The organism is Hydrogenophaga sp. L76, from assembly GCF_057654755.1.
Genome location: NZ_CM172807.1, coordinates 1,378,205 through 1,396,895, shown reverse-complemented (window position 1 = coordinate 1,396,895; position 18,691 = coordinate 1,378,205). Strand labels below are relative to the sequence as shown.

At 67.6% G+C, this 18,691-nt stretch carries 19 protein-coding genes; 18 read left to right on the top strand and 1 reads right to left on the bottom strand.

Annotated elements, in window-relative coordinates; genetic code table 11:
- Positions 1–152 precede the first annotated feature (152 nt).
- Positions 153–944, top strand: coding sequence for an IclR family transcriptional regulator (locus tag AC23D4_RS06690; RefSeq protein ID WP_472888125.1), 792 nt, complete (start codon positions 153–155; stop codon positions 942–944).
- 92 nt (positions 945–1,036) lie between these two features.
- Here AC23D4_RS06690 and gntR read toward each other — a convergent pair whose 3' ends face one another.
- On the bottom strand, positions 1,037–2,062 hold the full coding sequence (gntR, locus tag AC23D4_RS06685) for an HTH-type transcriptional regulator GntR (RefSeq protein ID WP_472888126.1): 1,026 nt from the start codon (positions 2,060–2,062) through the stop codon (positions 1,037–1,039).
- Positions 2,063–2,243: 181 nt separating this feature from the next.
- Here gntR and AC23D4_RS06680 point away from each other — a divergent pair, with 181 nt between their 5' ends.
- The 17 genes from AC23D4_RS06680 (at position 2,244) to AC23D4_RS06600 (ending at position 18,690) form a co-directional block, all read left to right on the top strand.
- Positions 2,244–2,777, top strand: a complete 534-nt coding sequence (locus AC23D4_RS06680) for a gluconokinase (protein ID WP_472888127.1) — start codon at positions 2,244–2,246, stop codon at positions 2,775–2,777.
- Between the two features lie 3 nt (positions 2,778–2,780).
- A complete protein-coding gene (locus tag AC23D4_RS06675; protein WP_472888128.1) occupies positions 2,781–3,287 on the top strand; it encodes a TRAP transporter small permease in 507 nt (168 codons plus the stop codon).
- Positions 3,284–4,561: a TRAP transporter large permease gene (locus AC23D4_RS06670; protein WP_472888129.1), complete on the top strand. Its 1,278-nt coding sequence runs from the start codon at positions 3,284–3,286 to the stop codon at positions 4,559–4,561. Before AC23D4_RS06675 ends, AC23D4_RS06670 begins: the two co-directional genes overlap by 4 nt.
- Before the next feature lie 73 nt (positions 4,562–4,634).
- Positions 4,635–5,651 (top strand): TRAP transporter substrate-binding protein, encoded by a 1,017-nt coding sequence (locus tag AC23D4_RS06665; RefSeq protein ID WP_472888130.1) that lies wholly within the window; start codon positions 4,635–4,637, stop codon positions 5,649–5,651.
- Between the two features lie 92 nt (positions 5,652–5,743).
- Complete coding sequence (gene aroE, locus AC23D4_RS06660; RefSeq protein ID WP_472888131.1) at positions 5,744–6,589, top strand: shikimate dehydrogenase; 846 nt, start codon at positions 5,744–5,746, stop codon at positions 6,587–6,589.
- A 172-nt stretch (positions 6,590–6,761) separates the two neighbouring features.
- On the top strand, positions 6,762–8,081 hold the full coding sequence (locus AC23D4_RS06655) for an enoyl ACP reductase FabMG family protein (RefSeq protein ID WP_472888132.1): 1,320 nt from the start codon (positions 6,762–6,764) through the stop codon (positions 8,079–8,081).
- A 176-nt stretch (positions 8,082–8,257) separates the two neighbouring features.
- A complete protein-coding gene (locus AC23D4_RS06650) occupies positions 8,258–8,914 on the top strand; it encodes a class I SAM-dependent methyltransferase (protein ID WP_487623713.1) in 657 nt (218 codons plus the stop codon).
- Between the two features lie 36 nt (positions 8,915–8,950).
- The gene (locus AC23D4_RS06645) at positions 8,951–9,730 is read left to right on the top strand and encodes a hypothetical protein (RefSeq protein WP_472888134.1); all 780 of its coding nucleotides are present in this window, start codon (positions 8,951–8,953) and stop codon (positions 9,728–9,730) included.
- Positions 9,731–9,747: 17 nt separating this feature from the next.
- Positions 9,748–10,749, top strand: coding sequence for a diacylglycerol/lipid kinase family protein (locus AC23D4_RS06640; protein ID WP_472888135.1), 1,002 nt, complete (start codon positions 9,748–9,750; stop codon positions 10,747–10,749).
- Positions 10,746–11,543, top strand: a complete 798-nt coding sequence (locus AC23D4_RS06635) for a metallophosphoesterase family protein (RefSeq protein WP_472888136.1) — start codon at positions 10,746–10,748, stop codon at positions 11,541–11,543. Before AC23D4_RS06640 ends, AC23D4_RS06635 begins: the two co-directional genes overlap by 4 nt.
- A gap of 449 nt (positions 11,544–11,992) precedes the next feature.
- Complete coding sequence (locus AC23D4_RS06630; protein WP_472888137.1) at positions 11,993–12,394, top strand: GreA/GreB family elongation factor; 402 nt, start codon at positions 11,993–11,995, stop codon at positions 12,392–12,394.
- Between the two features lie 74 nt (positions 12,395–12,468).
- Positions 12,469–13,347 (top strand): universal stress protein, encoded by an 879-nt coding sequence (locus AC23D4_RS06625; protein ID WP_472888138.1) that lies wholly within the window; start codon positions 12,469–12,471, stop codon positions 13,345–13,347.
- A 7-nt stretch (positions 13,348–13,354) separates the two neighbouring features.
- Positions 13,355–14,227: a hypothetical protein gene (locus AC23D4_RS06620; RefSeq protein ID WP_472888139.1), complete on the top strand. Its 873-nt coding sequence runs from the start codon at positions 13,355–13,357 to the stop codon at positions 14,225–14,227.
- 451 nt (positions 14,228–14,678) lie between these two features.
- Positions 14,679–16,079 carry a DUF2868 domain-containing protein gene (locus AC23D4_RS06615; protein WP_472888140.1) on the top strand — a complete coding sequence of 467 codons (1,401 nt, stop codon included), beginning with the start codon at positions 14,679–14,681 and terminating at the stop codon, positions 16,077–16,079.
- Entirely contained in the window at positions 16,072–17,505 is a 1,434-nt protein-coding gene (locus AC23D4_RS06610; protein ID WP_472888141.1) for a GTPase/DUF3482 domain-containing protein, read from the top strand. The genes AC23D4_RS06615 and AC23D4_RS06610 overlap by 8 nt, the downstream gene beginning before the upstream one ends.
- A 224-nt stretch (positions 17,506–17,729) precedes the next feature.
- On the top strand, positions 17,730–18,275 hold the full coding sequence (locus AC23D4_RS06605) for a DUF4256 domain-containing protein (protein ID WP_472888142.1): 546 nt from the start codon (positions 17,730–17,732) through the stop codon (positions 18,273–18,275).
- Positions 18,276–18,291: 16 nt separating this feature from the next.
- Positions 18,292–18,690 (top strand): DUF1801 domain-containing protein, encoded by a 399-nt coding sequence (locus AC23D4_RS06600; protein WP_472888143.1) that lies wholly within the window; start codon positions 18,292–18,294, stop codon positions 18,688–18,690.
- Position 18,691 lies beyond the last annotated feature (1 nt).

Here is an 18,691-nt window from a genome sequence, read left to right as displayed (position 1 = left end):
CTATCCCTTTCAGGCTGCTGCGCATACATTTCCTTCCTCAGGTGTTCCGGCGGGTCCATGGAACGGACCCTCCCATGTGCCGATTCTTGGGTCACCATGAGAAAGTCTTTCCAGATTGGAAATCAATTTCTTGATATGAAAAATTATCTGCCATGAGCCTTGCATTGGACCGCGGACTTTCGCTGCTGGAACACCTGGCCGCTCACCCCGGTGGCTTGCCCCTGGCGCTGATGGCCTCGGAGCTGGACATTCCGCTGAGCGCCTGCCACCGCCTGCTGGGCGACCTGCAGCGGCGCGGCTATGTGCGCCAGGCACGCAAGCAGGGGGACTACGTGCTCACCACCAAGGTGGTGTCGATGGGGCTGGGGTACCTCAGCAACGCGGGCATCGTGGACATCGCCGAACCGCTGCTGGAGCGGCTGGCCCAGAAGTCCGGCGAACTGGTGCGGCTGTCCATCGTCGACGAAGACCGGCTGACCTGGATCGCCAAGGCCCAGGGCATGCGCCAGGGTCTGCGTTACGACCCCGACATGGGCATGGACGCGCGCCTGTCCTGCACCGCTTCGGGCCATGCCTGGCTGCTGACCATGAGTGATGAAAAGGCGATGGAACGGGTCGCCCGGCAGGGCTTCGGTTCACCCGCAGACTATGGCCCCAAGGCCCCGACCACCGTCAAGGCCTTGCTGGGATACCTGCACGCGGCGCGGGTGCGCGGCTACGCGATGATCGACGAGGTGTTCGCGCCCGGCATGAGCGCCATGGCCGCGCCCGTGCTGCGGCGCAAGGACGCCATCGGTGTCATCAGCATCGCCGGGCCACGCATCCGCCTGACATCGGCGCGCATGCACGAACTCGCGCCGGCCCTGCTGGCCGCGGCCGCCGAACTGGGCCCGATCAGCAACGCGTCGAGCCTGTTTGGCCGGCCGCCGCTGGGCAAGGGCTGAGCGCCCGAGCGTCCTTCGCCCGCCCGCACGCCACAATCCGAGGTTCACGGTGCGCGATCATGCGTTCGGTGGCCGCGTTGGGCCGGCGGGGCTCAGCTGCTGTCGCGCACCATCAGCTCGAAGCCGAGATCGATGGCGTTGCGGGCCGGCGTTTCGCCCCGCATGAGGCCCAGCAGCATCTGCGCGCTGGCCTCACCGATGGCCCGGCGCGGGGTGCGCACCGTGGTCAGCGCCGGCACCATCTGGTCGCTGCCCGAGAGGTCGTTGAAGCCGGCCACGGCGATGCGCCCGGGCACGGCTATTTTCAGGCGCAGCGCGGCCAGCAGCCCACCTTGCGCGAGGTCGTCGTTGCAGAAGAACACGGCGTCCACCTCGGGGCGGGTGCGCAGCAGGTCTTCGAGCAGTTCGCCACCGAGCCGCATCGAGGAGGGCTGCGGGCTCAGCAGCTCCAGCCGCGCGTCGTAGACGCCGTGCTGGCGCAGGCAGCGGCGGTAGCCTTCGGCCCGCTGCATGGTGCGCGGATCCAGCTGCGCAGCCACGAAGGCGATGCGACGGTGTCCGCGCTGCAGCAGGTGTTCGGTGATGGCGCTGCCGGCGTCGATCTGCGAGAAGCCCACGCAGTGCACGCCGGGCGCGCTGGTCAGTTCCATCAGGTGCACGCAGGGCACGCCGCTGGCCGCGATCAGGGCGCGCGCGGCTTCGGTGCGGTCAAAGCCGGTGAGCAGCAGGCCGGCCGGCCGGTGAGCCAGGTAGCTGCGCAGCAACTGCTCTTCTTCCTCGGGCTCGTAGTGCGTCACGCCGATCAGCGTCTGGTAACCGTGCGGGAGCAGGGTGCGGTGCACCGCTTCGAGCACATCGACAAACAGCGCGTTCGACAGCAGCGGCACCAGCACCGGCACCTGCGTGCTGCGCTGCGAAGCCAGCGCCCGGGCGGCCGGGTCGGGCACATAGCCCAACTGGTCGGCCGCCTGCTTCACGCGCTCCACCAGATCGGCGGCCACGCCCCGTTCGCCGCGCAGGGCGCGCGAGGCGGTGATGGGGCTGACGCCGGCGGCCTGGGCGACGGTGCTGAGGGTGACTCGGCCGCTGTGGCGGCGCTTGCGTTCGATGGGTTCCAAGGGTTTTCCCTGTATCTGCATGGGTTTTGTTGCCGTTAGGATAGCGCTGTCCATAGCCTGTCGACACCCGAATTTACCCTGATTCTCCCGCTGCCCTTGCGCTGCAACAAGGCATTTTCAAACGGGTACCGATTCGAAGTCGAAGGTCTTTTTTTGTTTTGTTTGGGATAGCGCTATCCATATGCCTGAAACACCTGAAAATGCCTCGCTGGTCGTGATGGGCGTTGCCGGTTGCGGCAAGTCCAGCCTCGGCCAGCGTTGTGCCCTGGCGCTGGGGATCCCCCTGCTGGAAGGCGACGATTTCCACTCCGATGCCAACGTGGGCAAGATGCGCAGCGGCACGCCCCTGAGCGACGACGACCGCGCCGCCTGGCTTGACACGCTGGCGGCCCATCTGCAGGCCCATCCGCAAGGCGTGGTGCTGACCTGTTCGGCGCTCAAGCAGCGTTACCGCGACCGCCTGCGCGCCGCAGCACCGGGCCTGCGGTTCGTGTTTCTCGACCTGACGCAGGCCCAGGCCCGCGAGCGTGTGGCGGCCCGTTCGGCGCACCTGTTTCCGGTGAGCCTGGTGGCGAGCCAGTTCGCCACGCTCGAAGACCCGAGCGCCGAGCCCGGCGTGTTGCGGCTCGATGCCACCCGCGCGCTTGACGCGCTGACGAACGACGTGGTGCGCTGGGTGCGCGGCACGGCACCCGTTTCATCTGCGGAGGCCTGAATCATGAAAACCATGGGACAAGCGCTCAAACACCTGGTCGAAGGCCTGATGGCCCTGTGCCTGTTCGGCATGGTGGTCGCCGTGTTCGGCAACGTGCTGCTGCGTTACTTCTGGGGCACCGGCTGGGTGGTGTCGGAAGAACTCTCGCGCCTGCTGTTCGTGTGGCTGGTGTGCCTGTCGGCCACGCTCGCGTTCGGTGAAGGCAAACACCTGGGCTTCGACCTCGTGACCGCGCGCCTGACCGGCGTCAAGGCGCTGGTGTTCCGCTGGCTCACGCGCGCGCTGATCGCCGTCGCGCTGTATTACCTGATCACCGGCTCCTGGGCGCAGGTGCTGGTGGGCATGGACAGCCGCAGCCCGGTGATGAACTACCCGCTGGCCGTGGCGGCGGCGGGCACGCTGGTCATGGGCGGCTGCATGGCGGTGCTGCTCTTGCTGCAGAGCTGGAACGAGCTGCGTGGCCACACGCCGCCAGGCCAGGACCACCACGCCGAAGGAGCCGAAGCATGACCGTCGCCATCTTCCTGCTGGTGCTCTTCGCCACCATGACGGTGGGCGTGCCCATTGCCTTCGCGCTCATGCTGACCGCGCTGGCGCTGATGGTGCACCTGGACTTCTTCGACGCGCAGCTGCTGGCGCAGAACGTGCAGGCCGGGTTTGACAGCTTCCCGCTGCTGGCCGTGCCTTTCTTCATCCTGGCCGGCGAGCTGATGAACGCCGGTGGCCTGAGCCGCCGCATCATCGACCTGGCGCGCTCGCTGGTGGGGCACATCCCCGGCGGCCTGGGTTACGTGGCCATTGCAGCGTCGCTGATGCTGGCGTCCATGAGCGGCTCGGCCATCGCCGACACCGCCGCCCTGGCCACGCTGCTGCTGCCCATGATGCGCAAGCAGAACTACCCCGACGGGTCGAGCGCCGGCCTGATCGCTTCGGGCGGCATCATCGCGCCCATCGTGCCGCCGTCCATGCCGATGGTGATCTACGGCGTGACGACCAACACCTCGATCAGCAAGCTGTTCCTGGCCGGCATCGTGCCCGGCATCCTGATGGCCGTGGCGCTGGTGATGGTGTGGCGCGGCATTGCGCGCAAGAAGCAGCTGCCGGTGGCCCAGAAGAGCAGCTGGACCGAGCGCCGCGGCGTGCTGGGCGAGAGCGCCTGGGCGCTGATGATGCCGGTGATCATCATCGGCGGACTGCGCTTCGGCCTGTTCACGCCCACCGAGGCGGCCGTGGTCGCCGCGGTGTACGCGCTGCTGGTGGCCACCTTCATCTACCGCGAGCTGAACCTGCAGCGCCTGTACCGCGTGATGGTGGACGCCGCGCGCACCACCGGCGTGGTGATGTTCCTCTGCGGCGCGGCCACGGCAGCGTCCTACATGATCACCCTGGCCGACCTGCCCAGCCAGCTCGCCGAGAGCATGGGCCCGCTGCTGCAGAGCCCCATGCTGTTCATGGCCGTGGTCTGCCTGTTCCTGCTGGCCGTGGGCATGGTGATGGACCTCACGCCCACCATCCTGATCCTGGCGCCGGTGCTGGCGCCGCTGGCCGCCAAAGCCGGCATCGACCCGGTCTATTTCGGCTTCGTCTTCATCTTCGTTGGCTGCCTGGGCCTGCTCACGCCGCCGGTGGGCACGGTGCTCAACGTGGTGGCCGGCGTGGGCCGGCTGCGCATGGAGCCCGTGATCAAGGGAGTGATGCCGTTCCTGGCGGTGTATTTCGCCATGCTGGCCCTGCTGATCATCTTCCCGTCGATCGTGCTGGGCCCGCTCAAGCTGATGTTCTGAGCCGCGCCCGTTCCCGTTTGTTTTCCGTTCACCCCCGAGGCCTTGTGCCCATCCACCCAGAAGGAGATCCCCCATGAAATTCAGACAACTCGCGCTCACGGCTGCCCTCACGCTGGCCACGCTCGGTGCCGGCATCGCGCAGGCGCAAGACATCAAGCCGCGCCTGATCCGCTTCGGCTACGGCCTCAACGAAGTGTCCAACCAGGGCCGCGCCGCCAAGGTGTTCACCGACGAAGTGGCCAAGGCCTCGGGCAACAAGATGAAGGTGCGCGCCATCGGCGCCGCCGCGCTGGGCTCGGACGTGCAGATGCAGCAGGCCCTGATCGGCGGCGCGCAGGAAATGATGGTTGGCTCCACCGCCACGCTGGTCGGCATCACCAAGGAGATGGCGATCTGGGACACCCCCTTCCTGTTCAACAACGCCAAGGAAGCAGATGCCGTGCTCGATGGCCCGGTCGGCCAGAAGGTGATGGACAAGCTGCAGGAAAAAGGCCTGGTGGGTCTGGTGTACTGGGAAAACGGTTTCCGCAACCTCACCAACAACAAGCGCGCCGTCACCAAGCTCGAAGACATGGACGGCATCAAGCTGCGCGTGATGCAGAACACCGTGTTCATCGACAGCTTCAAGACCCTCGGCGCCAACGCCGTGCCGCTGCCGTTCTCGGAGCTGTTCACCGCGCTGGAGACCAAGACGGTCGACGGCCAGGAGAACCCCTACAACACCATCCTGTCGAGCAAGTTCTACGAGGTGCAGAAGTACCTGACCGTGACCAACCACGTCTACAGCCCGTGGATCGTGCTGGTGAGCAAGAAGTGGTGGGACGGCCTGTCGAAAGACGAGCAGAAGGTCCTGCTCGACGCCGCGAAGAAGAGCCGCGACTTCGAACGCCAGGACACGCGCGCCGAAGCCGACAAGGCCCTGGCCGACCTGCGCGGCAAGGGCATGCAGGTCAACGAGCTCTCGCCAGCCGAAGCCGGCCGCATGCGTGACAAGCTGGGCGCCATCAACGCCAGCATTTCGGCGAACGTGGGCGAAGGCCTGTGGAAAGAGGTGCAGGGCGCTGTGGCCCAGGCGCGCGCCGGCAAATAAGCCCTTGCCCACCACCCCGGGAAAGCCGGCCTTGCCCAAGGCCGGCTTTTTTGTTGTGATGGGGCGCCTTTTCGCCCACCCGAGGATCCGCCATGAACTTCCTGCACGCGCTCACCGGCTCCTTTGCCCAGCCCGCCGCCGAGAACCCGACCGTGGCCATGATCGAAGCCGCCTACCGGCACCACGGCCTCGAATGGCGCTACGTCAACTGCGAGGTGGCGCCCGAGCACCTGGCCGCGGCCGTGCGCGGCGCGCGCGCCATGGGCTGGGCCGGGTTCAACTGCTCGCTGCCGCACAAGCTGACGGTGATCGAGCACCTGGACGGGCTGGCGCCATCGGCCGAGATCATCGGCGCGGTCAACACCGTGGTGATGCGCGACGGCCTGTGGATCGGCGAGAACACCGATGGCCAGGGTTTCGTGGAGGCGCTGCGCCCGGTGTGTGAGCTCGAAGGCCAGCGCGTGACGCTGTTCGGCGCCGGCGGTGCGGCGCGCGCCGTGGCCGTGGAGCTGGCGCTGGCCGGCGCTGCGCACATCACCGTGATCAACCGCTCGCGTCCACGCGGGCAGGAACTGGCCGATCTCATCGCCTCCAAAACAGGCGCCTCCGCCGAATACACCCACTGGAGCCCGGCCATGCCCATCCCCCCGGGTACCGGCATCGTGGTCAACGCCACGGCCATCGGCCTGTACCCGGCGGTGGACGACCAGCTCGACGTGGACTGGTCCACGCTGCGCCCCGGCATGGTGGTGGCCGACGCCATCCCCAACCCGCCCCGCACCCACCTGATCCGAACCGCCGAGGCGGCGGGCTGCACCGTGCTCGACGGCCTGGGCATGCTGGTGAACCAGGGCGCGATTGCGATCCGGCTCTGGACCGGGGTGGATGTGGACCGCGGCGTGATGCGGCGCGAGCTGGAACGGGTGCTCAGCGCCTGAGCGTCCTCTGCCGATGGGCCGGTAACCGGCCGGAAACGGCGGCGCCCGCTCTCCGGTAGAGTACGCCCCTTGAACGGTCCTCATTCGGGCAGCGGCTCCGGCCGCTCCCGGCTGCCATGACCGACCCGGCCCCGGCCGCGGTGCTCCCTCTTCACACACCCTCAGAATCGACATGAACGGTCCTATTGCCCTGACCCAACTCCCCCAGAAAAACATCTTCAGCGCCGGCGACGTGTTCGTGCTGTTCGGTGAACTGTTTGGCCGCGGTTACGCCAACGGCCTTGTCGCCGAAGCCCGCCAGGCGGGCATGCGCATCATCGGCATCACCGTGGGCCGCCGCGAGGCCGACGGCACGCTGCGCCCGCTCAACGACGAAGAACTCGCCGCCGCCGAAGAGAACCTGGGCGGCAAGATCATCAACGTGCCCCTGATGGCCGGTTTTGACATGGACGCGCCCGCCGGCACGCCCACGCCCACCGAGATGCTGGGCAAGCTCACCCTCAAGTCCTGGACCGAAGACAAGCTCGACTGGGACCACATCGCAAAATGCCGCGAGATCGGTGTTCAGCGTTTCAAGACCTCCCTGGCCCAGGTCATGGCCACGCTCGACGGCATGATCCCCGACGGCCGCAACGTGTTCTTCGCCCACACCATGGCCGGCGGCATCCCCAAGGCCAAGGTCTTCCTCGCCATCGCCAACCGCGTCTACAAAGGCCGTGGCGAGCGCCACCAGTCTTCGCAGGTGCTGCTCGACAGCGACCTGGGCAAGCTCATCCTGCAGAACTTCGACGAAGTTTCGGCCAACACCTTTGGCCACCTCATCGAAGCCAGTGCCGCCATCCGCGAGCGCGCCGAGCGCAGCGGCGGCCAGGTGCGTTACAGCGCCTACGGCTACCACGGCACCGGCATCCTCATCGGCGATGAATACCAGTGGCAGACCTACAGCAACTACACCCAGGGCTACGCCAAGATGCGCCTGGAGCGCATCGCCCAGGCCGCCTGGGAGCAGGGCGTTCGCGCCACCGTCTTCAACTGCCCCGAGATCCGCACCAACTCGTCGGACATCTTTGCCGGCGTGGAGCTGCCCCTGTTCTCGCTGCTGCGCGCCCTGCGCAAGGAAAACGGCGGCGCCTGGGCCGAAGCCCAGTGGGCAGCCTGTGCCGGTTTGCTGAACGACGGCGAAGCCGGCCTGGCCGTGGTGATGCAGCGCATCGCCGACTTCTACGCCAGCGATGTGATGCAGGGTTATGGCGACTTCGCTGCCTGGCCCATGCCCAACAGCCAGGGCCTGGCCGACCTGATGATCGGGGCCTCCGACGATCTGGTGGCCATGCACAAGGACCGCAGCGCGCTCATCACCGACCTGCTCAGTGCACTCGTGATCGAAGCCTCGGGCGCCATGATGTTCCGCGAATGTTCGGAACCCGGCGGCCCGGTGCTCTGGCTCAACCACGACATCATCGCCCGCCAGCTCAACCAGACGCACGGCTGACCTTCACTTTCAGGCCTCTGCAATAGGTTCTTGCACAGAGTTGCTTCGGCGCAACTTTCAAAGGATCCGTTCCTTCCGAATGTGACAATCGGCGCCTTCTGGCGTGGGATTCAGTTCCGGTTTCCCTCGCGGTATCATTCGTATCAACCGAACACACAGGGCGAAGAGCGGTATCCATGAGCACTCGTATGAACCGTTGGAAACGGCTCCTCAAATGCACCTTGGCTGCCTACGCCCCGAACTGGGTGGTGGATCGGTTGCCCTATCGGATTCAAGTGCACAGCCAGGCAGACTGGAACCAGGGATACACCGAAGGGCATTGGGCGTATCTCAACCGCTCCAGTGAACTGGCCCGATACGGCACCATCGCCAGTTTCTGCCATTTTTTTTCACTCGGTGGCCCTGTGCTGGACCACGGCTGCGGTGAAGGCATCCTGAAACAACATCTCAACGCGGCCCGTTACTCCCAATACCTTGGCGTGGACCTCTCGCATGATGCGATTGCTTTGGCGGTGAGCAGCAAAGCAGACGATAAGAGCCAATTCGAGCAAGGTGATGTCGAGACCTTTGAGCCCAAAGAGAGCTACGACGTCATCCTTTTCAACGAAGTTCTCTACTACTTGAAGGATCCGCTGGCAACGGTGATGCGATACGAACCCTACCTCAACGGGGAGGGCGTGATTGTGGTCTCCATGTTCGACATGATGAAGTCGCGCAAGATCTGGCGCCAGCTCGACAGCCGCTACACCCTGGCAGAGGCCTCCCGTGCGGTCAACCATGGCGGACACTCCTGGTCCATACGGGTCTACCGGCGCTCTGGCGCTGTTGCTTAGCCCGGTGCTGCGCTGAACGGCGGGTAACATGCCCGCATGACCCGCCTGCAAACCGAATACCTGCGCCTCTACCTGCCCCCCGGAGCCGGCGCAGACAGCGCCGAAGCCCCGGGCCTGATCGGCGCCGACGGGCGCGTCCGGGCCCTGGTGCTTGCGCTCAGCCGCCCGGCCGACTGGGACGCGCTTTCGCCCGTGTGGCGCGGCGTGCAGGCCGACCTGGAGCTGCCGGCTCCGGCCATCGCCGTCAACGGCGTCGACGCCTACGAACTCTGGTTCTCGCTGGCCGAACCGGTGCCGCTGGCCGAGGCGGCCACCTTCCTGCAGGGCCTGCGCCAGCGTTACCTGGCCGAGGTGAAGCCCGCGCGTCTGCGGCTCTGGCCCGACACGGCTGTTCCATCGGCATCGCCGGTTCCTTCGCAGATTCCCGCACTGCAGCCCGCCACCGGCCGCTGGTCCGCCTTTGTGGCGCCCGACCTGCCGGCGGTCTTCGGCGACGACCCTTCGCTCGATTTCCAGCCGGTGGACGACGCGCAGGCCGAGCAGCTCAGCCGCCTCAAAAGCATCCCGCCGGAGGCGTGGCAGGCGGCGCTGGTGCACCTGCAGCCGGTGGCGCCCGCTGCCTCGGGTGCCGCGCCGGTGCCCGCTGCCTTGCCGGTGCAGCCAACCGCCGCCAGCCCCTCCCACACCGCGCTGAACGGCCCTTACCAGGACCCGCGCTGCTTCCTGCTCGACGTGATGAACGACCCCTCGGTGGCGCTGGCCCTGCGCATCGACGCGGCCAGGGCCCTGCTGGCCCCTGGCGGTGCTCCCGTTTGACCCCAGACCGGTCCCCCATGCCCGACCTCCCGGTCATCGACCCGGGCTCGGCGCTCCAGTTCGTGGTGAATGCGGCGGCGGGCAGCAGCGACGCAGATGCCCTGCGCGACACCATCGAGGCCGCGCTGCATGCGGGCGGGCGCCGAGGCGATCTGCACTTTTGCCAGGCGGGCCAGCTGGCCCGCCTGGCGCGACAGGCCGCCGACACGGCGCACGCCACGCGCACCGCCGTGGTGGCCGTCGGCGGCGACGGCACCATCAACACCGTGGCCCAGGCTGCGCACACGGTGGGCTGCGCGATGGGTGTGGTGCCGCAGGGCACCTTCAACTACTTTGCGCGCACGTACGGCCTCCCCGCCGATCCGGCCGAGGCCGTGGCGGTGTTGCTGTCTGCCCAGGCGCTGCCGGTGCGCGTGGCGGCCATCAACGAACGCGTGTTCCTGGTCAACGCCAGCCTGGGCCTGTACCCCGATCTGCTGGAGGACCGGGAGGCCTTCAAGGCCCGTTTCGGCCGCAGCCGCTGGGTCGCACTGGGGGCGGGTGCCGTCACGCTGCTGCGCGCGCAGCGGCCGCTGCGCCTGCGCATTGAGGAGGGCGACCGCGTCCGCGAACTGCGCACGCTGACCCTGTTCGTCGGCAACAACCGGCTGCAGCTGGAACAGCTGGGTGTGGCCCCGCCATCGGCGGTTGAATGCGGCGCACCCGAAGCCGAGCTCGACGAGCGCATCACCGCCGTGGTGCTCAAGCCCCTCGGCACGCTGGCAATGCTGCGCCTCATGCTGCACGGCGCCATGGGCACGCTCGGCGAGGCACACAGCGTGGAACGCTTCGACTTCCGGCGCCTGGTGGTTCGCCCGGGCATCACGGGCCTGCGCCGGGGTGTCAAGGTGGCCTTTGATGGCGAGGTCACGCGCATGCGCGCACCGCTGAACTTCCGGGTGCTGGAGCAGCCGCTGTACCTTATGAAGCCGCAGCCGGCCGAGACCGCAGCCGTCGCAGACGGGGAGGGGGACCGGTGAGCGTCGTCCTCCACATTTCAGACACGCACTTCGGCACCGAAGTCCCGGCTGTGGTCGAGGCATTGGTGAAGCTGGCAGAGCAACAGCGGCCCGATCTGGTGGTGCTGTCGGGCGACATCACGCAGCGCGCGCGGCCGGCGCAGTTCAGCGCCGCCCGTGCCTTCGTGGACCGGCTGGGCGCGCCGGTTCTGGCCATTCCCGGCAACCACGACATTCCGCTGTTCGATCTCTGGGCGCGCTTGAGTGCGCCCTATGCCCGTTATGCCGCGGCCTTCGGCGCCGAACTCGAACCGGTGCGCCGCTCGGCCGGGCTGCTGGTGGTGGGGGTCAACACCACCCGCGCCTGGCGCCACAAACACGGCGAAGTGTCGGGCCCGCAGATTCAGCGCGTGGCCCGCGAGCTGGCGGGTGCGAGCGCTGCTCAGTTGCGCGTGGTGGTGGTGCACCAGCCCGTGGCGGTGGTGCGCGCCGAAGACGCCGTGCACCGGTTGCGCGGACACACCGAGGCGCTGCAGTGCTGGGCCAGTGCCGGCGCCGACCTGGTGCTGGGTGGTCACATCCATCTGCCCTATGTGACGCCGCTTCAGGGCCTGGCGCGGCCCCTGTGGGCCGTGCAGGCGGGCACGGCGGTCTCGTCGCGGGTGCGCCCGGCGGTGCCCCAGTCGGTGAACCTGCTGCGCTGGGATGCTGGCACCAGGCCCGGGTGCTGCCTCATCGAGCGCTGGGACCACTCGGCCCCTGCAGGGCGGTTTGTCCGTTCCACCATCACCGAAGTCCGTCCAGCCCGGGCGTGAACCCGAGGCGGAGCGGTGGCGGTGGCGACAGCCCGGTGTCGGGCGGCACCATCCGCCCCGGTCCAGCAATTTCTGCCCAGCCAACCGTGCCTGCCAGGCGAAAAACAGCTGGCAAACCCCTCTGGAGATCCCGCGTCCGGGCGGCAACCCACGCTGCGCAAAAGTAGGGGCATGCTGGCTTCCCGCCGCACCTCGCCTTACAATGCAGAGATGGCTATCTCCCTGACCATCACTGCCCACCCGGCAGCTTGCTTGCCCCTCGTGGCAGGTGACGCCGTGGCCGGTCGCAAGCTGATGGGTTCGGCGGGACTGCGCCAGCCGGCCGCACATTCCTGAGCCCGGCGATACCCCTTCCTTCTTTCTGCGCATCCATCTATCGCCGGGCCCCAAGCCCAGCGCGATAGCGGGCGTCGCCTTTTGCGGCACGTCTGCACCAGTTGGAGTGCCACATGCACAAGACCTTTGGTGGTGAGCGGCTGCTCACCGAGATCGATTTCGCCCGCCTGAACAACCTGAGCGGCACACAATTCCCGCCCGAGCTGGTCGACACGCTCGATTCGCTGGACCTTGTTCCCTCGCGCGAGATCCCGCCCGACGTGGTCACGATGTATTCGCAGGTCATCGTGGAAGACCTGGCCTCGGGAAAACGACAGAGGCTCACCCTTTGTTACCCCGCTGACGCCGAGCCGCACCTGGGCTTCATCTCCGTGCTCTCGCCGGTGGGTGCCAGCCTGCTCGGGCAGCGCGTGGGCGCCACCGCCCGCTGGCGAACACCCAATGGAGATGAATGCGCGGCCGAGATCGCCGCGCTGCTGTTCCAGCCCGAAGCCAGCGGCGACTACACCACCTAGCCGCTTCGTCACATCCGATCACGCCCCGCATGCCCTGTGCTGCGGGGCGGGCTTTCGTTCGTCCAGGAATTGCCATGAAATTCGACTCCATCCTCGCCGTCTCCGACTTCACGGCGCAGTCAACGCACGTGTTGGAACGCGCGGCCCTGCTTGCCCGGCAACACCAGATCACGCTGCGGCTGATCCACCTCGCCGAGGGTTCGCACACCTTCCTTGCCGACCCCCTCGCGCGCCTGGGACTGCGGGCGCGCCAGTTGGCCAGGCGCCACGAGATCGCGGTGCATGCGATGGAGCAGTCGGCTTCGCTGGAGGCGGTGCTGGCCGAGGCCCGTGCCTCCACCCTGCTGGTGATGGGGCCGCTGTCGCAGCGCAGCTGGAAGCGGTTTCACCGCGGCACGACGCTCGACCAGGCGGTGCACGGCAGCGTCAGTCCGCTGCTGGTGGTCAAGCAGGCACCGGTCAGGCCGTATGAGCGGGTGCTGGTGGCCATCGACCTGTCGCCACGATCGAAGCCGTTGATCGACTTCGCGGGCCGGTTTTCAACGCCCACGGTGCTGAAGCTGTTTCACGCCGTCGACACGATCGAAGACACCAGGCTGCGTTCGGTCAATGTCTCGCCTGAAGCGATTCAGGCCCACCGGTTCGGCTCACGCCGGCAGGCCAGGGACCGCCTGGCACAGCTCATCGACGCGCTCGACACGCCCCCATCTGGATCACAGGGCCACCCGCTGGCTTACGACGTCGGCAATGGCGACCCGGCCTACTCGGCGGCACTGCACCAGCAGGCCACACAAGCCGAGCTGGTCGTGGTGGGCCAGCGACGCCGTTCGCCCTGGGCGCAGTTTTTCACCGGCAGCGTGGCCCAGCGCCTTGCCCGGTGGTCTGCCGGCGATGTGCTGATCGCTCCACTCGACCCACCGCGCGGTGCCACGAACACAGAAAACGAGCATTGAGAACGCCATGGACCTCACCAAACATTTCATCAAGACCAAACAGCCCTGTGCCGATGGCTTCCGCTGGTTCTTGCGCCACTGCCAGGATGGCAGCAACTACCAGGACCTGCTGGACGCCCTGGTCGACGCGGGCCGCGTCAACGACGCTTGCTGGCTGCTCGAACAGTTCGGCCCCACCAACGAGACCCTGACCGTCGACCATGTTTCCGCCGCCGCCATCGTGTTCGCGGGTTCACTGCGCGTGCGCGGCAACATCGACGTCGACTCGGTCGTCCGGGTCGGACAGCGCATCCATTCAGGCGGCAGCATCCTCGTGGGCGAGGCATTGGTCTCGGGCGACGACATTCGCTGCGACGGGAACATCCGCAGCCATGGCACGCTGGCTTCAGGCGGGCGCCTCAAGGCCGGCTGGGGCATCGAGACGGGCGGAGACCTCACCGTCAAGGCGGATCTTCAGGCCGCCTGGGATGTTCGCTGCGGGGGGCGCCTGAGCCTGGGCGGCCATGCCTCGGTCGGTCGCGACGTGTTCGTTCAAGGACCTGTCGAATGCGGGAAGGGCCTGGTGGCCGGAGGCAGCCTGGTGGCCGTCGACAGCGTCCGTGCCAGCGGCGGCATCTCGGCCGGCGCGGAGATCGATTGCGGCATGCACCTGGAGGCGGGTTGGGGCATCAAGGCCGCAGGGGCCATCCAGGCGCGGGGTGCCATCCGCTCTGGCGAAAGCCTGAGCACGTTCGAGACCATCCGGGCGGGCGCCGGGTATGGCGTCTTTGCCGGCCTGAATGTGCAGATGGAGGCATGGGAATCCAGCGCCCGGGTGTGCGCCCGAGAGAAGCCCGAGGGGTTGATGAGCGGCTGGTGGGCGGGAGTTCGCGATGTTTGAACCTTGGCTGTGGGCCTTGCTGGCGCTGCCCCTTCTCCACCCAGTCAGTGCAACGCCACGAGAGACGCGCTCCCGACGGCTGTGTCCGAGTGGGCGCTTGGCCAGGGGTTCTGCCTGATCAGCGGCTTCCTGCGATGCGGAACCATCGCTGACAACGGGTCAGACCAGAGCCCGTCGGGCCCCCAGCGGCGTGCGCCGGATGAAGAACTTCTCCCGCTCCACGACGCCGAACACGGGCCTGCCGGCGGCCAGGATCTCAGGCACACGAGCGCATCCAGATCGGTTGCCCTGAAGTTGTCCTGCATCTCTGGCGTGATTGCAGGCCTATGGGTAGCAAACTGCCGGGTAGCATAGGCTTTGCGCCACCCCGGCAAGGCTGGCGCCTTCCCCAGCCCACCGCACTGGCCTATTGTTGACGGCGCGGATAACAACACACAGCCAGCAAACCCTGATGTCGTCCCCCGCTTCCTTCCGCGATGTCACTCTCGCCCACACCCTGCGACTGATGGAGGAGGCCGGCGCGCTCGACGATGCCGGCGAGATGACGCTGGCCCATGTGCGGCAGCACAACGAGCAGGACCGCATCCTGGAGCGCGCCCGGTTGCTGGGGCGCCGCCTGGGCTTGCTGGACGACTGGGCGCGCCTGAAATCGGGGCTGTGGATCGCGGCCGGTCTGCTGGTGCTGCTGGCCTATCTGCTGGCCGGTGGCCTGCTCACCCGCGCGGTGGGCAGCGGGCAGACGCTGAACGCCGCGTGGGCCTTCGTCGCCATGCTGGGGGTGCCGTTGCTGGCGTTGCTGGTCTGGCTGCTGTGGGCGCTGGGTTCAGCGATGTCCGGTCAGGGCGCGGCACCTTGGTCGCTGGGCCAGATGATGCTGGCGCTGGCCGCCCGCATGCCCTGGCTGCACGGACCCCACTCGCTGGCCCTGCTGCGCGGCGCCAATGCCGTGCTGCGCCAGCAGCGGCTCTCCCTCTGTGTCTTCGGGGCGATCAGCCACGGGGTTTGGGCGCTGGCGTTTGCCTTGACGCTGGTTACGCTGATGGTGCTGTTCTCGTTTCAGGCCTACCAGCTGACCTGGGAAACCACCATCCTGAGTCCGGCTTTCTTCGACGGTTTTCTGCGCGTCACCGGCTGGCTGCCGCGCGCGCTGGGCTTTTCGGTGCCGGCGCAGGCGGTCGTGCACGCCACGCCCAGCGCAGCGGACTCTCAGGCCATTGCATGGTGGCTGCTCGCCAGCGCCTTGCTCTACGGTCTGCTGCCCCGGCTGATTGCGCTGGTGGTCTGTGCCGCCGTCTGGCGGCGGCGCGCCCGCCATCTGGGTCTAGACACGCGCGACCCGTACTTTCGCCAGATCGCCACCCGCTTTGCGTCGATGGCTGCCGCCTCGGTGGTGGACGCCGAACACGCTGCACCGCACCAGAAGACCCCGCTCTTTCGACCCCACACACCCGGCCGGGCCTCGCCGGTGGTGTTGATCGGGTTTGAGCTGCCCGACAGCCTGCGTTGGCCACCGGATGGCTTGTCTGCGCTGGCCGATCAGGTGCACACCATTCGAGGAACCATGGCCGAACGGCTGAGTTTGCTGACCGCGCTGGCTGCTGCGCCCGGCGTGCGCGCCTTGGTGGTCTGTTCGGCGGCGGCAAGCCCGGATCGGGGTGCCGGACGTTTTCTGCGCCAGGTCTGCGCCGAGTCGGTTGGCTGCGCGCTGCTGCCCCTTGGCAGCGAGGGAAACAGTGCCGCGGACAAGCCGCAGCGCTGGGCCGACTGGCTGGCCGAGAGCGATCTGCAGGCGGTGACTTTCTGTGCCACCGCGACCGATGCGCGGCAGTGGATGGAGCATCACCGTGGTTGAACGCAACGGATCGCCTGGCCCGATCGACATCGCCGTTGTAGGCCACACCAATGCAGGCAAGACCTCGCTGCTGCGCACGCTGACGCGGCAGGTGCACTTTGGCCAGGTGTCCGACCGGCCCGGCACCACCCGGCATGTCGAGGCGATTGGCCTCGACATCGGTGGGCGGACGGTGCTGCGCTATTTCGACACACCGGGTCTGGAAGATTCGGTCGCACTGCAGTACCACCTCAAGCAGATGCCCGAGACGCTCACGCCGCCCGAGCGTGTGCGCGCCCTGCTCAGCGGGCCGGAGGCGCGCGGCGTGTTCGAGCAGGAGGCCAAAGTGCTGCGTCAGATGCTGGCCTCCAGCGCAGCCATCTACGTGATCGACTGCCGCGAACCCCTGTTGCCGAAATACCGCAGCGAGATCGAGGTGCTCAACACCTGTGCCCGGCCCATCATGCCGGTGCTCAACTTCGTGCGCAGCGAGCACAGCCGCGAACCCGAGTGGCGCGAGTTGCTGGCCGCCTATGGCCTGCACGCCGCGGTGCTGTTCGACGCGGTAGCGCCCTTTGTCGGGGCTGAGCGCCAGCTCTACGAGGACCTGAGCGTGCTCATGCGTCAGCACAAGACCACGCTGCAGGCGGTGCTGCTTGATCTGGATCGGCAGGCAGCCGAGCGCCGCACCGCCTGCGCGCAGCGCGTGGCCGACACACTGATCTCCGCCGCGGCCATGCGGCGCGAGATCCCGCCTGAAACACAGGCCGACCCGCGGGCCAGGCAAGCCTTTGTCGAAGCCTTCCGGGGCGAACTGGTGGATGGCGTGCGCCGTTGCGTGCACGATCTGCTGCAGATGCACGGCTTTGAGCGAGATGACGCGAGGCTGGAGGTGTTGCCGTGGACCCATGACCGCTGGGCCTCGGACCTGTTCAACCCGGAGACCCTGGCCACGGTCGGGCGCCTGCTGGGAAAAGGCGCAGCCGCTGGCGCGGCTGTGGGTTTGACGCTCGACCTCGCGCTGGCCGGCCTGTCGCTGGGCGCGGCCACAGCGCTGGGCGCGGCCATCGGCGGGGCGGTGGGGCAGGGCTGGGGCCAGGCGCCGCGAATGGTGTTCAACCGAATTCGGGGGGTCGAGGAGCTGACGCTCGACAACGACGTGCTTGTGGTGCTGGCCGACCGCCTGACGCATCTGTGCCAGGTGCTGCAGGTTCGCGGCCATGCCGCCCAGGACACCATCGAGCTGCGCCTGGCACCGTCCAGTTCGTACCGCCAGGCCTTGCTCGGCCTGCTGGGCGCGCTGCAGCAGGCGCGTGCCCACCCGGAGTGGGAACACCGTTCAGGACAATTCCGCGATCACAGCCGTCGGCGCGAAGCGCTGGGCCACGCGCTGGCGCAAGAGGTTCAGGCCTTTCTGGCGAGCAACAGCCACCGCGAACCGGGATGAGGGCCCTCCAGCGCCAAGCGGGTTCGGATTTCAGTCGTCGCGCACGGCACCTGGTGCACGCCGAAGGTCCGCACCAGCGCGCTGGTGTTGGGCTCGCGGGGTTGCGCGGCCAAGGGCTCCCGTAGGAAGATGCCGCCGTTCACCTCGCCCACGGCCGGGCGCCTCGCCGGTGCTGCCGGGGGCCATGAGGGTGTGTTGCCGAAGATCGAGAAAGCAGGGTGACCATGAAGACCACAGAACGCGAAGCGTTGATCCAGGTGCTCAAGATCCGCTTCGAGAAGCACATGCATCGGCATGCCGGGACGGTTTGGTCGGACGTGATCGCCCGACTCGAAGACCATCCTGATGCGCTGAAGGCGCTGCAAGCGATGGAGGCCACGGGGGGTGAGCCGGACGTCATCGGTGAGGCCCAGGAGTCCGGCCACGTCATCTTCTGTGACTGCTCCCTGGAAAGCCCCACAGGGCGCAGATGCACCTGCTACGACGGCGAGGCGCGTGCCGCCCGAAAAGAGCACAGGCCCGAGAACAGCGCGGGCGAGATGGCGGCCGCGATGGGCATCGAGCTGCTGACGGAAGCGCAGTACCGGGCGTTGCAGGTGCACGGTGAGTTTGATCTGAAGACCTCCAGCTGGCTCCAGACACCGCCCGAGGTCAGGGCGCTCGGTGGCGCCCTCTTCGGTGACCGTCGCTATGGCCGGGTGTTCGTCTATCACAACGGCGTGCAGTCGTACTACGCGGCCAGGGGCTTCCGGGGTTTGATTCGGGTGTGAGGTCTGGGAAGACAAGATGAAGATGTTCCTGACGCCGGCGACGGATCCCGATGAATACATCGCCTGTCTGAGCGGCTGGCAACAGCGCTGTGCGCAGGCCTTGCGCGGTGTGGTCCGCCACGCCGCGCCCGAACTGGAAGAGCGGCTGAAGTGGGGCCACCTCGTCTACTTCGCCGATGGCCCGGTGCTGCTCATTCGGGCGGAACCCTCCCGCGTCTTGTTCGGCTTCTGGCAGGGGCAGCGCCTGCGGCACATCGAGCCCCGCCTGAGGCCTGGCGGGAAATACCAGATGGCCACCCTGGAGCTGGAGGAGGGCACGCCCTTCCTCCAGGAGACCGCCATTCGCCTCGTCTCGGAAGCGGCCCAACTCAGCCGGGCGGCCGGTCGTTCAACCAACGTTCAACGCCAGGCGTGAG